13 protein-coding genes are annotated in these 14,126 nt (G+C 42.5%); 10 read left to right on the plus strand and 3 right to left on the minus strand.

Annotated elements, in window-relative coordinates:
- Positions 1 to 73: 73 nt before the first annotated feature.
- On the minus strand, positions 74 to 1,180 hold the full coding sequence (locus BFP75_RS15645; protein WP_099546299.1) for an adenylate kinase: 1,107 nt from the start codon (positions 1,178 to 1,180) through the stop codon (positions 74 to 76).
- 100 nt (positions 1,181 to 1,280) lie between these two features.
- On the opposite strand from BFP75_RS15645, the gene BFP75_RS15650 reads away from it, so the two are divergent.
- From BFP75_RS15650 to BFP75_RS15665, 4 genes are all read left to right on the plus strand, one after another.
- Positions 1,281 to 2,435, plus strand: a complete 1,155-nt coding sequence (locus tag BFP75_RS15650) for a 5-(carboxyamino)imidazole ribonucleotide synthase (protein WP_099546300.1) — start codon at positions 1,281 to 1,283, stop codon at positions 2,433 to 2,435.
- Positions 2,436 to 2,438: 3 nt separating this feature from the next.
- The gene (gene purE / locus BFP75_RS15655; protein ID WP_099546301.1) at positions 2,439 to 2,927 is read left to right on the plus strand and encodes a 5-(carboxyamino)imidazole ribonucleotide mutase; all 489 of its coding nucleotides are present in this window, start codon (positions 2,439 to 2,441) and stop codon (positions 2,925 to 2,927) included.
- Between the two features lie 115 nt (positions 2,928 to 3,042).
- Positions 3,043 to 5,061, plus strand: a complete 2,019-nt coding sequence (locus tag BFP75_RS15660; protein WP_099546350.1) for a M3 family metallopeptidase — start codon at positions 3,043 to 3,045, stop codon at positions 5,059 to 5,061.
- A 140-nt stretch (positions 5,062 to 5,201) separates the two neighbouring features.
- Positions 5,202 to 6,206 (plus strand): hypothetical protein, encoded by a 1,005-nt coding sequence (locus tag BFP75_RS15665; RefSeq protein WP_099546302.1) that lies wholly within the window; start codon positions 5,202 to 5,204, stop codon positions 6,204 to 6,206.
- Positions 6,207 to 6,350: 144 nt separating this feature from the next.
- Here the strand turns inward: BFP75_RS15665 and BFP75_RS15670 are convergent, their stop codons facing one another.
- Positions 6,351 to 6,713 carry a rhodanese-like domain-containing protein gene (locus BFP75_RS15670; protein WP_099546303.1) on the minus strand — a complete coding sequence of 121 codons (363 nt, stop codon included), beginning with the start codon at positions 6,711 to 6,713 and terminating at the stop codon, positions 6,351 to 6,353.
- A gap of 173 nt (positions 6,714 to 6,886) precedes the next feature.
- On the opposite strand from BFP75_RS15670, the gene BFP75_RS15675 reads away from it, so the two are divergent.
- Positions 6,887 to 7,447, plus strand: a complete 561-nt coding sequence (locus BFP75_RS15675) for a sigma-70 family RNA polymerase sigma factor (RefSeq protein WP_099546304.1) — start codon at positions 6,887 to 6,889, stop codon at positions 7,445 to 7,447.
- Complete coding sequence (locus BFP75_RS15680) at positions 7,417 to 7,671, plus strand: hypothetical protein (protein WP_240531810.1); 255 nt, start codon at positions 7,417 to 7,419, stop codon at positions 7,669 to 7,671. Before BFP75_RS15675 ends, BFP75_RS15680 begins: the two co-directional genes overlap by 31 nt.
- Here the strand turns inward: BFP75_RS15680 and BFP75_RS15685 are convergent.
- Positions 7,668 to 8,492, minus strand: coding sequence for a hypothetical protein (locus BFP75_RS15685; protein ID WP_099546306.1), 825 nt, complete (start codon positions 8,490 to 8,492; stop codon positions 7,668 to 7,670). The two genes, BFP75_RS15680 and BFP75_RS15685, sit on opposite strands and share 4 nt — an antisense overlap.
- 126 nt (positions 8,493 to 8,618) lie before the next feature.
- Here BFP75_RS15685 and gcvP point away from each other — a divergent pair, with 126 nt between their 5' ends.
- The 4 genes from gcvP (at position 8,619) to BFP75_RS15705 (ending at position 14,086) form a co-directional block, all read left to right on the plus strand.
- Positions 8,619 to 11,468 carry an aminomethyl-transferring glycine dehydrogenase gene (gene gcvP, locus BFP75_RS15690; protein WP_099546307.1) on the plus strand — a complete coding sequence of 950 codons (2,850 nt, stop codon included), beginning with the start codon at positions 8,619 to 8,621 and terminating at the stop codon, positions 11,466 to 11,468.
- Positions 11,469 to 11,634: 166 nt separating this feature from the next.
- The gene (locus BFP75_RS15695; RefSeq protein ID WP_099546308.1) at positions 11,635 to 12,690 is read left to right on the plus strand and encodes a 3-oxoacyl-ACP synthase III family protein; all 1,056 of its coding nucleotides are present in this window, start codon (positions 11,635 to 11,637) and stop codon (positions 12,688 to 12,690) included.
- Between the two features lies 1 nt (position 12,691).
- Positions 12,692 to 13,222 (plus strand): methyltransferase, encoded by a 531-nt coding sequence (locus BFP75_RS15700; protein ID WP_099546309.1) that lies wholly within the window; start codon positions 12,692 to 12,694, stop codon positions 13,220 to 13,222.
- Between the two features lie 9 nt (positions 13,223 to 13,231).
- Positions 13,232 to 14,086 carry a glycosyltransferase gene (locus tag BFP75_RS15705; RefSeq protein WP_099546310.1) on the plus strand — a complete coding sequence of 285 codons (855 nt, stop codon included), beginning with the start codon at positions 13,232 to 13,234 and terminating at the stop codon, positions 14,084 to 14,086.
- Positions 14,087 to 14,126: the final 40 nt, after the last annotated feature.

Genomic DNA, 14,126 nt, shown 5'->3' on the forward strand with positions numbered 1-14,126 from the left:
TTATGACCTCCTCTGCCATTTGGTATCTATTTTTATTCCCGATTTAATCGAGAGAAATCCTAAAAAATGGTCGTTATAATGAATCTATGACCTTTGTCAAGCGTTGGGTAATCTCATCGATGCTTCCAATTCCATTAACGCTATGAAATTTATGTTGCTCCTCATAGTAATCTTTTAAAGGTGCCGTCTTTGAACTGTATTCCTCAAACCTGTTCCTAATTTTGGATACATCTTGATCATCAGACCTACCGCTATTCTTCCCTCTTTCCAAAAGGCGCTCTATAAGGATATCATCGTTTGCTTCCAGCGCTATGGTGGCATCCACTTTCATATCCTTGGATTCCAAGAAGTTATCCAAGGCTTCCGCCTGTGCGGTTGTTCGAGGAAAACCGTCGAAAATAAATCCATCGGCATCCGGATTTTTATCCACTTCGTCCTCCAGCATTTTTATGGTTACCTCATCGGGCACCAATTCGCCTTTATCAATATAGGATTTTGCCAAGGTTCCCAATTCCGTACCGTTTTTAATATTATATCGGAACACATCTCCCGTAGAAATATGTTTCAGATTATACTTCTCCTTTAAAAATTGGGCTTGTGTGCCCTTGCCCGCCCCTGGTTTTCCAAACAGTACAAGATTGATCATATATTTTTGGTTTAATTGGTATACTTCCCTAAGATTCCTTCCTAATTCCTTGTAATCCAGCCCATACCCTACTATAAATTTATCCGGAATCTCAAGCCCTACATAATCGATGGCATATTCGCCATTATAGACTTCTGCTTTATAAAATAGGCTCGCAATCTTAAATTCCTTGACCTTGGTATTGCTGAACAAATGCACCAGTTTTTGCAGTGTGCGTCCTGTATCGATGATATCCTCCAAAATAATGATACTGCGACCTTCAATATTGTCCGGCACATCCAACAAGGTTTCCACGATACCTGTAGAGGTAAGCCCTTGGTAGGAGCTTAATTTAACGAACGAGACTTCACATGAATGGGGATACTCCTTTAGAAAATCAGATACAAACATAAAGGCCCCGTTGAGAACCCCTACAAAAATGGGCGTATCGTCCTTGTAGTCCACGGCAATTTCCTGTGCCATTCGCTGAATGGCCCCCAGGATTTGCTTTTCACTAAGAAAAGGTTTGAAATATTTGTCGTGTAACCGTATCAATTTAAAAAATTAGTAAGGTTGGCAAATATAGGGTTTTGAGGTGTGTTTTTGAATATCGGGGAATCAGATTCTAAGATTTAAGCGTATTTTTGCAGTGCGTATGAACTATTTTTCTTCTGATTTTAAACTAGGAATCCTTGGAGGGGGCCAACTGGGCAAAATGATGCTCTATGAGACCCGAAAGTGGGATGTCTGGACCAAGGTTTTGGATGCCTCACCAGAGGCTCCCTGTAAAATTTCATGTGACCAATTTGTCCAAGGCGAATTGCTTGACTTTGAAACGGTCTATAATTTTGGCCAAGGCTTGGACGTCCTTACCATAGAAATCGAAAATGTAAACCTAGATGCTTTGGAGCGTTTGGAAAAGGAGGGTTTAAAAGTATTTCCTCAGCCCAGAGCGTTACGTATAATCCAAAATAAGGCCAAACAGAAGCTTTTTTATGTGGACCATGATATCCCCACTTCAGAATTTCAACGTTTTGCCTATTTGAGCGAAATTGAGGACAGCATCAACAATGGCGGATTGAAACTACCCTTTGTATGGAAAGTGGCTCAATTTGGCTATGATGGTCAAGGTGTAAAAGTGGTTAGGTCGCTTGCCGACCTTCAAGGCCTGCCCACAGGAGAGTGTATCGCTGAAACGATGATTCCCTTCAAAAACGAACTGGCGGTCATTGTTGCACGGAATTCAAAGGGCGAAACAAAGACCTACCCTGTCGTGGAAATGGAATTTCACCCCGAAGCCAACCAAGTGGAATACGTTATCTGCCCGGCAAGAATCGATGATAAAGTTGCGACCAAGGCAAGGGAACTTGCGTTACATGTTGCTGAAAAAATTGGCCTTACGGGTTTATTGGCCGTGGAGATGTTCCAGACCCAAGACGATCAAATACTGGTCAACGAAGTAGCCCCAAGACCCCACAATAGCGGACATTACAGTATTGAAGCAAGCTTTACGAACCAATTTGAACAACACATTCGCTGCATCCTGAACTTACCTTTGGGCGCTACGGAAAGTAAAGTTGCAGGTATCATGGTGAATTTGGTAGGTGCCGAAGGCCATACCGGCGATGTGGTGTATGAAAACATGGAGGACATTTTAAAACTTGAGGGTGTTACGCCCCACATCTATGGAAAAAAACAGACGAGGCCTTTCCGAAAAATGGGCCATGTGACCATAGTGAACCCAGATATTGACCAAGCCAGAAAAACAGCGCAACAGGTAAAGGAAACAATTAAAGTAATCAGTAAATAAGTTATGAGTAAAGTAGCCGTAGTAATGGGAAGTACCAGCGACCTTCCGGTAATGCAGGACGCCATAGATATACTAAATGGTTTTGATATTGAAGTGGATGTGGATATCGTTTCCGCCCACAGAACTCCGGAAAAACTGTTCGACTTCAGTAAAAACGCCCACAAAAATGGCTACTCAGTGATAATTGCGGGCGCAGGTGGCGCAGCGCACTTACCGGGTATGGTCGCTTCCATGTCCCCTTTACCGGTCATAGGTGTGCCCGTAAAAAGCAGCAACTCAATAGATGGTTGGGATTCAATATTATCGATTCTTCAAATGCCGGGTGGCGTCCCCGTTGCCACGGTAGCCCTAAATGGTGCCAAAAATGCCGGAATCCTCGCAGCCCAGATTATAGGCAGTTCGGACAAATGCGTTCTGGACAAAATCATCCTGTATAAAGAAGGCCTGAAACAAAAGGTAATCGAGGGAGCCAAATCCGTGAATGGTAAATAGTTGTTAGTTGTTAGTTGTTAGTTGTTAGTTGTTAGTTGTTAGTTGTTAGTTGTTAGTAAAAAACAAACTTTCCGTCAGTGAAATCAAGAAAACTGAAAAAATAGTAAAACAAAGAATGAATCCCTTATTAGAAACCTTCGATACCGCCCCTTTCTCAAAAATAAAAAACGAACATTTTAAACCGGCCTTTCTTCAAGCGATTGAGGATGCACGGGCCGAAATACGTGCTATTACGAATAATCCGGAGAAGCCTACCTTTGAAAATACCATTGAGGCCCTGGAATTTGCCGGACAGCAATTGGATCGTATTTCCAGTACTTTTTTTAATCTAAATTCTGCCGAAACCAACGATTCCATTCAGAAAATCGCACAAGAGGTATCACCCCTATTGTCTGAGTTCGGTAACGACATCACCCTAAACGAAGCCTTGTTCAAAAGAATAAAGGATGTATATCAAAAAATGGATTCCTTGGACCTGGATGTGGAACAAAGGACCTTATTGGAGAAAAAATACAAAAATTTTAGTCGGAACGGCGCCAACCTTCCAGAGGAAAAGAAAAAAAGACTACGGCAGATCGATGCCGAGCTTTCCAAGCTTACACTGAAATTTGGGGAAAATGTCCTGGCGGAAACCAACAAATATCAAATGTACCTCACGGATGAAAAGGATTTGGAAGGACTACCCGAAGGTGAAAAGGAAGCCGCGGCCCAGTTAGCACTGACAAAAGGAAAAGAGGGAGGTTGGATGATTACGCTGGATTACCCAAGCTATATCCCTTTTATGAAATATGCCAAAAATAGGGAGTTGCGAAAGGAGCTTTCCATTGCCTTTGGCAGTAAGGCCTTTCATGATGATGCACTTGACAACAAGGAATACGTTCTAAAGATAGCATCTTTACGATTTGAAAGGGCTCAAGTCTTGGGATATAAGACCCATGCCCATTTTGTCCTCGAGGAACGAATGGCAGAAAGTCCTGAAAAGGTGCACGATTTTCTAAGGGAAATTTTGGAAAAGGCCAAACCCGCTGCGGAAAGGGAGTTTCAACAGTTGGCGAATTTCGCCAAAAATCTTGATGGTATAGCCGTTTTGGAAAAATGGGACGGCAGTTATTATTCCGAAAAACTGAAGCAAAAGTTGTTCGATTTGGACGACGAAAAGCTAAAGCCCTATTTCAAACTGGAGAATGTCATTGACGGTGTTTTTAAGGTTGCAGAAAAGTTGTTCGACCTCAATTTTGAAGAGGTATTCGATATCGACAAATACCATGACGATGTAAAAACGTACAAGGTGTACGATGGGGACGGAAACTTCATTTCCCTTTTCTATGCCGATTTCCACCCACGACCCGGAAAACGTGGTGGCGCTTGGATGACCTCCTATAAATCCCAATGGAAAAAGAATGGTGAAAATGTGCGTCCGCATATAAGTAATGTGTGCAACTTTACACCTTCCACCAAAAGCAAACCTTCCCTATTAACGTTCAATGAGGTGACGACCTTGTTCCATGAATTCGGACATGGTCTGCACGGGATGTTGGCGGACACCAAATACCCTAGCCTTTCAGGAACCTCCGTCTACTGGGACTTTGTGGAACTGCCTAGTCAGGTAATGGAAAATTGGTGCTATGAAAAAGAAGCTTTGGAGTTATTTGCAAAACATTACGAAACCGGGGAGGTAATTCCCATGGAACTGATTACCAAAATAAAGGAATCCGCAACCTTTCAGGAGGGTATGCAGACCTTGAGACAACTAAGTTTCGGTATGTTGGATATGTCCTGGCATGGAGTAGACCCTAGCAATATCACCGATGTAAAAAAACACGAGGACGAGGCTTTTGAAGGCACAAAACTATATCCAGATACGCCCGAGACCTGCATGAGCACATCGTTCTCCCACATCTTTCAAGGCGGATATTCCTCTGGTTACTACAGTTACAAATGGGCCGAGGTCCTCGATGCCGATGCGTTTGCCTACTTTAAGGAACAAGGAATTTTCAATAAAGAAGTGGCCAATAAATTTAGGGAGCATGTCCTATCAAAGGGCGGAACGGAAAACCCTATGGTCCTCTATAAGCGTTTCCGGGGAGCGGAGCCCAAAGTTGAGGCCCTTCTGGAGAGGGCCGGATTACTATAAATATATTTTGGAAGATCAGGCCCTAACAATTTTCAAAAGCAACAATACACAACATTTTTAAAACGGTTGACCACATAAAATTTTATGTACGGGAAGATGAGACTACTTTGTGGGCTTAAACCGCAAACCATTGGTCACAGATGAAAAAAATCAGCTTTGTTATTTCCATTTTACTTTTAGCTTCATGTAGCAAGGATTCCTCTACCACACCAGAAGAAAACGGCAACAGTTTGCCATCAATCACTTTAAAATCCTTTAGCGTTGAAGAACATGCTCCTGCCGGAACTTCCATAGGATCCGTATCGTCAACGGACGCGGATGGCGATACGCTAACCTTTACCATGGAATCCCAAAATGGCCTGGACATTAACGAGGTAACCGGCGAAATTACCATTGGGGCCGGGATGGTATTGGACTTTGAAGAAATTCAAAGCCTTCCGTTCACCGTATCAGTATTCGATGGAAAATCTATTGTTGAGCAGTCATTTGATCTCACCATAAACAATATTGACGAGTATGCACTGCTTACCGCCGCAGAAAAGGAATTCATTGACTATTTTCAATATTTGACCCTTTGGAAGGCCCCTACCCATGGAACACCTTTGGAATTTTCAAGCCGATGGACCGAACCTATCAAACTCTATCTGGACGGAAATTTCAACAATGAATTTAGGTCCAATGTGGTAGTAGCCTTAGGAGAATACAATGAAATATTCCAAAATAGTGATTTTAGCGTATCCTTGGTCGAAACCTTGGAGGAGTCCAATGCACATCTGTTCTTTGGACAAACGTCTGATGTTGAGACAGTTTGGCCCGATATGTTCGAAATCATAAATGGGGGAACCTATTCCGGATATGCAATGACATCCAACAATGCATCGGTCCTTAGCAATGCCAGATTGTGGATATCCAACCCCGCAACGGTCCTGTTCAAGCACGAGTTAGGACACGTTCTCGGCTTTGGACATTCCGATAAATGTGAGGCTGAAAAAAGCTTTTTATGTTCCAGCATCGCCTTGGATAACGACTTTTTGGAGGATGAAAAGGACATCATGGGATTTGCGTACGACAATGAATTCCCTGCTGGTTTAGCCGCAGAAGATATCCAGCTATACGTGGCCAATTTAATCTACCTATCAAAATAGGAATGCATCTCATTTAGACATTGACAATCCTTTGTCCAAAAGTCATTGGCTACCCTTGGAAGCTATTGGATAAATGGCTTTGAAGTGACCAGGATTTAAAAACACCAAGTATTGGGATTTTGATATCTCCCCCACAACCCCATTTTATTTTTTTTGTTTGTAAGCATCATACCCACCTTCAAGGTTGACTACATTTTTATACCCCAAGGATTGTAATTTTTGTTGCGCCTTGGCACTCCTGCCACCAACCTTACAATACACATAAATGATTTCATCCTTGTCGATTCCCTCCACCTGTTGGGCAAAATCAGTATCGAACCAATTAATGTTCAAAGAGTTGTCAAGATGGCCTTGGGCATATTCCTCTGGAGTGCGTACATCCAACAAGACTACATTTTTTAACTCATCCGCAGATACACTGGTAATGGGCCTTGAGGTAGGTGTCTGTGTTTGGGCACAGGATAGGTTCAAAAGCAGGGAAAGGAGTAAAATCATTGGATACTTCATGACGTTTTATTTTTTAATGAACTGGCAACAGACCCTAAAAATTACTTATAAATACGGATTTGTAAGCTAAGATGCCTTGCACCAAAAATACATTAATTTCCATTTTAAGTAAAATATATACTGGATATAAGCCGTAATGGAAAATTCTATTACTTTTACAACAACGATGAACAATGGCAGAAAATCAACTACATCCTAATTCCTGGGTAGACCAGTATGCCGATTACCTATTCAACTACGCCATAGGCAAGGTAAGTGATGTAGAAATCGCCAAAGATTTGGTTTCGGAGACCTTTTTGGCAGGTTTAAAATCGGCCAAGAACTACAAAGGCGAAGCAGCTGAACGTACTTGGTTGATAGCGATCCTCAAACGTAAGGTCATAGACTACTATCGTAAATCCAACTCCAAAAAGGGAAAGGCGGAGGTCCGCATGAATTTTAGCTACCATGATGAAAACGAAGGGGATTGGCTAGAAGAAAAAGTGGCGGACCCCAATGGTAATTTGGGAAGCGAAACCATAGAAAACGAAGAACTGGGCCTTGCCCTACAGCTTTGTATCGACAGGCTTCCCCAAAAACAATCACAGGTATTTACCATGAAGACCATTCAAGGCATTCCTACGGAAGAAATTTGTAATGAATTGGGAATTAACCCGTCTAATCTGTGGGTAATGATTCATAGAGCCAGAACGGCCTTAATGGAATGTTTAAATCAAAAATGGTTCAACGCATGATCTCTTGTGAAAAAGCGGCGGATATTTGTACAAAGGCTCAATACAATGAGGCTACCTTTGTGGAACGGCTTAAATTAAAATTCCATCTTATCTATTGTAAGGTATGTGCTGCTTACGCGAAGCAGAATACAAAACTTACCTCCCTTTGCAGCAAGGCAAATCTTCATTCCTTTTCAAAAATGGAAAAGGAGAAAATGAAGGAGCGTATCAGGAGGCATGCCTAAAACAATTCGAGACACAGAGCGAGAACAATATACCAGGCTATCGGGATAGCTTCCACCCAAAAAGAAGCGAAATATTTACCCTGCTTTTTACCAAATGAAAACATCATTATTGTAAGACCTAGGAAAAGTAGGGTCTTTACAAGGAGTTCAGCTTCCTGTAAATCATCCTTCATAAACGTTGCCGTATAAAAAAGGAACACAAATATTGCCCCTATAATTTTTGTCCAAAGTACCCCAAACCGCTGTGGAAGAGTCCTGAGATCAGGATCATCATACGCGAGGTCCCTTATCTCAAAGGGAACCAACAAAGCTAGGACGAAAAAAAATCGTTGAATGGTTTCCACCCAAATATCCCAAGAAATGGATTTGAATGAACCCAATGCCGGAAGCACGACCGTTGCCCCGGCCCAGACCATGGCTACCATAAAAATTTTTAGTCCTCCTAAATTCCGAAGGTTTTTAGCATTTGGCAAGACGGGTATTGCATAGAGCCCTGTTATAAAAATCAGGATAAGGATTCCCAACCAAATATCACTATTAAGGAAATAAGCATGATAACTCCCAATGAGAGCGGCTAAAAAACTAATTATCTGAATATTCTTTTGATATGGGGACGCCACTATTATATACTTTTTGGCTTCCACCCCGTATTTTATAAAGTTGTAACAAGCTATGGTGCCAAAAAAAAGAAACCAGGCCAAATGTTCGTCCTTTTGAAAATCGAAAGTTTTGATGGTAACATGGGTCAATGCAAATACACTCCACGAAACATGGATGCTTGCATTGATATAGAAATCAAAAAGGCGCTGAAGTTTCCCCATAAAACAAATGTACCCAAACTGTTTATAACCCCGGTTTTCGGTTAAAAACTTTCCTAAGGAAGCCGGTACACAACTGTTTTTTGATATAATTAATCCCTAATTTTGCACGACTAATTTTTTCAAATCATGAAGACTGACGTGTTTGCATCCCGCCATATTGGTATACGAGAAGAGGACCTTGACCATATGCTCAAAACTATTTCTGTAGATAGTTTGGATCAATTGATATTTGAAACCATTCCCGATGATATTCGGCTTAAAAATACGTTGGATTTGGGTGCTCCAATGAGCGAGCATAAATTTTTGGCCCATTTGGAGGAACTTTCAAAAAAGAACAAGGTTTTTCGTTCCTATATTGGCTTGGGATATCATGAGAGCCTAACACCGTCCGTCATTAAAAGGAATATCCTTGAAAACCCTGGTTGGTACACCGCCTATACGCCCTATCAAGCGGAAATTGCCCAAGGTAGATTGGAAGCCCTTTTAAACTTTCAAACGGTTATTTCAGACCTAACTGGCATGGAACTCGCCAATGCGTCCCTTTTGGATGAAAGTACGGCAGCGGCAGAGGCCATGACAATGCTTTTTGAAGTGAGAACCAGGGAGCAGAAAAAAAACGATGTCAAAAAGTTCTTTGTTTCGGAAGAGGTATTGCCGCAAACAATGGCGCTATTGGAAACCCGGGCCAATCCTTTGGGCATAAAATTGGTCATTGGCAATCATGAGGAATTTACTTTTGACGATACATTTTACGGTGCATTGCTTCAATATCCCGGTAAATTCGGTCAGGTTCATGACTACAAGGGCTTCGTGCTCAAGGCCAAGGAAAAGGATATTAAAATAGCGGTTGCCGCGGATATTTTAAGCTTGGCCCTTCTGACCCCTCCTGGTGAATTTGGGGCGGACGTGGTCGTTGGCACCACGCAAAGATTCGGTATCCCCCTAGGATATGGTGGCCCCCATGCAGCGTTTTTCGCCACCCGCGAAGAATACAAACGAAATATTCCCGGAAGAATTATTGGGGTAACCAAGGATCGGGACGATAGACCTGCTTTGAGAATGGCCCTTCAAACCAGGGAACAACATATAAAAAGGGACAAGGCAACCTCAAATATTTGCACGGCACAAGTACTATTGGCCGTTATGGCCGGCATGTATGCCGTATATCATGGTCCTAGAGGGCTAAAATATATCGCGCAAAAAGTACATACCACGGCATTTACTTTGGCCGATTCCCTCGAAAAGCTTGGATATTATCAAAGCAATACTGCCTACTTCGATACCGTTCAAGTAAAGGCAAGCGCCAACATAATACGCACCATTGCGGAACGCGAAGAGGTGAACCTTTTATACCCTAGTTCTGATTCCGTTGTTATTGCAGTAAACGAGGCGACCTCCATAAAGGACCTGAACCAAATCATTGGTATCTTCTCCGAGGCCATGGATAAGGAAACGACCCAAGTCACACAACTTTTGGACCATTCGTCCATTCCTCAAAATATCCAAAGAACGTCTTCCTATCTTGAAAACAAGGTATTCAATAGCTATCATTCCGAAACGGAACTGATGCGATATATCAAAAAATTGGAACGCAAGGATCTGTCCCTTAACCATAGCATGATATCCTTGGGAAGTTGTACCATGAAATTGAACGCAGCCTCTGAAATGTTGCCCCTTAGCAATGGCAACTGGGGAAATATACATCCGTTCGTACCTGTGGAACAGGCAGAAGGCTATCAAATTGTATTGAGGGAGTTGGCGAAGGATTTGACGACCATTACAGGCTTTGCGGGTACTTCCTTACAGCCAAATTCCGGCGCCCAGGGGGAATATGCGGGTTTAATGGTCATACGGGCCTATCATGAGGCCAATGGTGAAGGACATAGGGATATTTGCCTGATTCCTGCCTCCGCCCATGGAACCAATCCTGCTTCCGCCGTAATGGCGGGAATGAAGGTGGTTGTGACCAAAACGGACGATAAAGGCAATATTGACGTGGAGGACTTGGAAGAAAAGGTAAAAACACAGGCCGATAATCTTTCGGCCTTAATGGTAACCTATCCTTCTACCCATGGGGTGTTCGAATCCTCCATAAGAAAAATAACGAAATTGATTCATGACCATGGAGGTCAAGTCTACATGGACGGGGCCAACATGAACGCACAAGTGGGATTGACCAATCCTGCTACCATAGGTGCGGATGTTTGTCATCTTAATTTACACAAAACTTTTGCCATTCCACATGGTGGCGGGGGACCTGGAGTAGGCCCAATATGTGTCGCCCCGCAATTGGTCCCATTTTTACCTGGCAACCCGGTCATCAAAACAGGCGGTGAAAAAGCCATTTCGGCCATCTCTGCGGCTCCTTGGGGCAGTTCCCTGGCCTGTCTTATTTCCTATGGCTACATCAAAATGTTGGGACAAGAAGGATTGACGAATTCCACTAAAATTGCCATCCTCAATGCCAATTATATCAAACATCGGTTAAGTGGAAAATATGATGTTCTTTATACGGGGGAAAAAGGAAGGGCCGCCCATGAGATGATCATCGATTGCAGACCCTTTAAACAACATGGTATCGAAGTAACGGATATTGCCAAAAGACTTATGGATTATGGTTTCCATGCGCCAACGGTTTCATTCCCGGTGGCAGGTACTTTGATGATCGAACCTACCGAAAGTGAAAGTTTGGAGGAATTAGATCGTTTTTGCGATGCCATGCTCTCCATTCGTAAGGAAATCGATGTTGCACAGGAGGACAATCCTAACAACGTATTAAAAAATGCGCCACATACCCTGCGGATGGTCACAAGCGATACTTGGGATTTTCCGTATTCAAGACAACAGGCTGCATTTCCGTTGCCCTATGTTGGCGATAACAAATTCTGGCCTGCGGTCCGCAGGGTGGACGATGCTTATGGAGACCGTAATTTAATTTGCACGTGCGCTCCCATTGAAGCCTATGCAGAAGCCTAAAAACGTAGCCCAAAACCAGCAAAACAGGACTGGTTTAGGTTTTAACAAAAATTAATGCCCCTCGTGATTTAAAGATTTTTGGGGTCTGAACATCGTAAAGCTTATTATGCGCGCATAATAAGCTTTATGTTTTGAAGTACCTTTTAAAAAAAATCCAATAACATAAATGGGCGTTAGTATCATAGGTACAGGGAGTTATATACCCGAAAACCAAGTAAAGAATATAGCATTCTCCAAGCAGGAATTTCTGAACAGTGACGGAAGTCCTTTCCAAGCTACCAATGAGGTCATTATAGAAAAATTTAGAGCCATTACCGGAATCAATGAAAGACGATATGTTGGTAAGGATTTGAATACATCGGATATCGCGTTTTTCGCCGCTGAAAATGCAATATTGGATGCAAACATAGACAGGGAGGATATTGATTATATCATTCTTGCCCATAATTTTGGCGATGTTTCCTGGGGCAGTTCCCAAGGAGACACATTGCCTAGTCTTGCCTCACGAGTCAAAAACAAACTTAGGATAAAGAATCCAAAATGCGTTGCCTATGATATCCTATTTGGATGCCCAGGCTGGATAGAGGGTGTTATTCAGGGACATGCCTTTATAAAAAGTGGCATTGCAAAAAAATGCTTGGTCATAGGTGCGGAAACCTTGTCCAGAATAGTAGACCCCTATGATAGGGATTCCATGATATATGCCGATGGTGCAGGTGCGGTCATCATTGAGCTTACCAATGACAGTAACGGCATCCTTGCACATAATAGCGCGTCATATACCTATGAGGAGGCCTATTTCCTATTTTACGGAAAAAGCTACCATAAGACACAAGAGGAAACGAGATACATTAAAATGCTTGGGAGAAAGATTTATGAATTTGCCGTAACCCATGTTCCCAAGGCAATGGCCGCCTGTTTGGAGAAAAGTGGCATAGATATTACGGAGGTAAAAAAAATTCTTATCCATCAAGCCAATGAAAAGATGGACGAGGCCATCATCTCAAGGTTTTATGCACTTTACCATATGGATGTTCCAAAACATTGCATGCCTATGACGATTGGAGAGTTTGGAAATAGCTCGGTAGCAACCATTCCAACATTATTGGATTGCCTGTTAAAGGGAAAAATTGAAAATCATAACTTGACAAAAGGCGATGTTGTTATCTTTGCAAGTGTTGGTGCGGGAATGAACATCAACGCCATGGTATATAAACTTTGAAATGTACGAGAACACCTTTCCAAGCAAACGTTTTAGATACACCCTAGAATTTTTAAAAAAGCATGTACCTACCAACGAATCCATTTTAGACTTGGGTGTGGAAAACCCCTTTTCCAAGATTATGTCAAAGGAAGGCTATCAAGTAGAAAACACCAAGGGCGAAGATTTGGATTTGGATTTCTCGTCCATTGTAAACTCCAATGCAAACGTAGCAACCGCCTTTGAAATTTTTGAACACCTTTTGGCCCCCTTGAACGCGCTTTCCAAAATAAAGGCCGATACTTTGGTTGCGAGTGTCCCCCTTAGACTTTGGTTTTCCCCGGCCTATAGAAGTAAGACCGACCCTTGGGACCGACATTATCACGAGTTTGAGGATTGGCAATTCGATTGGCTTTTGGAGAAAGCTGGATGGGAAATCCAGGATTCGAAAAAATGGGCCCACCCCGTTAAAAAAATAGGTCTTAGGCCCATTTTAAGACTGTTCACACCTCGATACTACATAGTTTACGCCGTTCGAAAAAAAAGTTCTTAAAACCTACTCGTGGAATATTATGTCATCATACCGGCCCATAACGAGGAAGCCTTTATTTCTTTGACCTTGGAGTCCGTTATACTACAAACCCTTCCCCCCAAGAAAGTGGTGGTGGTAAATGATCATTCAAACGATGGGACCGAAACCATTGTTGCGGAGTTCGCAGCAACCGTACCCTATGTCGAACTTCTCAACACCAAATCCTCTGGCAGTCATATGCCAGGTAGCAAGGTCATAAATGCCTTTAATAAGGGACTCGGGTCATTGGATACCAATTTCGACTTTATTGTAAAGCTCGATGCCGATATCGTTTTGCCGAAACATTATTTTGAATCAATTTCAAATATCTTCAATAAAACGCCCAAGGTAGGTATCGTAGGAGGTTTTGCCTATGAGCAGGACGAACAAGGAAAATGGCAATTGAACCACCCGATGGACAAAATACATGTAAGGGGTGCATTTAAAGCCTATTCAAAAAAATGCTTTGAAGCAATTGGCGGACTCAAAAACGCCATGGGATGGGACACTGTGGACGAATTATTGGCGCAATACCATGGGTTCAAAATATATACGGACGAAAGCCTACATGTAAAACATTTAAGACCCACAGGAAAGGCGTACAACAAAAAAGCCAGATCGCTACAGGGCAAAGCCATGTATACCATGCGGTATGGCGTCTGGATTACGCTGATTGCCTCCCTAAAAATGGCCCTCAAAACAAAAAGACCCAGTGCTTTTTTTGACAATTTAAGAGGATTTCTGCAAGCGTGCGCAAAAAGGGAATCATTTTTAGTGACGGCGGAAGAAGGAGAATTCATTCGCCGTTTGCGTTGGAAGAATATTAAATCAAAATTGACTCCATAAAAAAAGCCATTCCAGTTGGAACGGCCTTTTATTTTCTATT

It is taken from the genome of Maribacter sp. 4G9, from assembly GCF_002742265.1.
Taxonomy (GTDB): Bacteria; Bacteroidota; Bacteroidia; order Flavobacteriales; family Flavobacteriaceae; genus Maribacter.

Excerpts from the sequence above, each read along its gene's own strand:
- purE (WP_099546301.1), top strand. The coding sequence starts at position 2,439 with ATGAGTAAAGTAGCCGTAGTAATGGGAAGTACCAGCGACCTTCCGGTA.
- BFP75_RS15650 (WP_099546300.1), top strand. The coding sequence starts at position 1,281 with ATGAACTATTTTTCTTCTGATTTTAAACTAGGAATCCTTGGAGGGGGC.
- BFP75_RS15700 (WP_099546309.1), top strand. The coding sequence starts at position 12,692 with ATGTACGAGAACACCTTTCCAAGCAAACGTTTTAGATACACCCTAGAA.
- BFP75_RS15695 (WP_099546308.1), top strand. The coding sequence starts at position 11,635 with ATGGGCGTTAGTATCATAGGTACAGGGAGTTATATACCCGAAAACCAA.
- BFP75_RS15660 (WP_099546350.1), top strand. The coding sequence starts at position 3,043 with ATGAATCCCTTATTAGAAACCTTCGATACCGCCCCTTTCTCAAAAATA.
- BFP75_RS15680 (WP_240531810.1), top strand. The coding sequence starts at position 7,417 with ATGTTTAAATCAAAAATGGTTCAACGCATGATCTCTTGTGAAAAAGCG.
- BFP75_RS15685 (WP_099546306.1), bottom strand. The coding sequence starts at position 8,492 with ATGGGGAAACTTCAGCGCCTTTTTGATTTCTATATCAATGCAAGCATC.
- gcvP (WP_099546307.1), top strand. The coding sequence starts at position 8,619 with ATGAAGACTGACGTGTTTGCATCCCGCCATATTGGTATACGAGAAGAG.
- BFP75_RS15665 (WP_099546302.1), top strand. The coding sequence starts at position 5,202 with ATGAAAAAAATCAGCTTTGTTATTTCCATTTTACTTTTAGCTTCATGT.
- BFP75_RS15670 (WP_099546303.1), bottom strand. The coding sequence starts at position 6,713 with ATGAAGTATCCAATGATTTTACTCCTTTCCCTGCTTTTGAACCTATCC.
- BFP75_RS15675 (WP_099546304.1), top strand. The coding sequence starts at position 6,887 with ATGGCAGAAAATCAACTACATCCTAATTCCTGGGTAGACCAGTATGCC.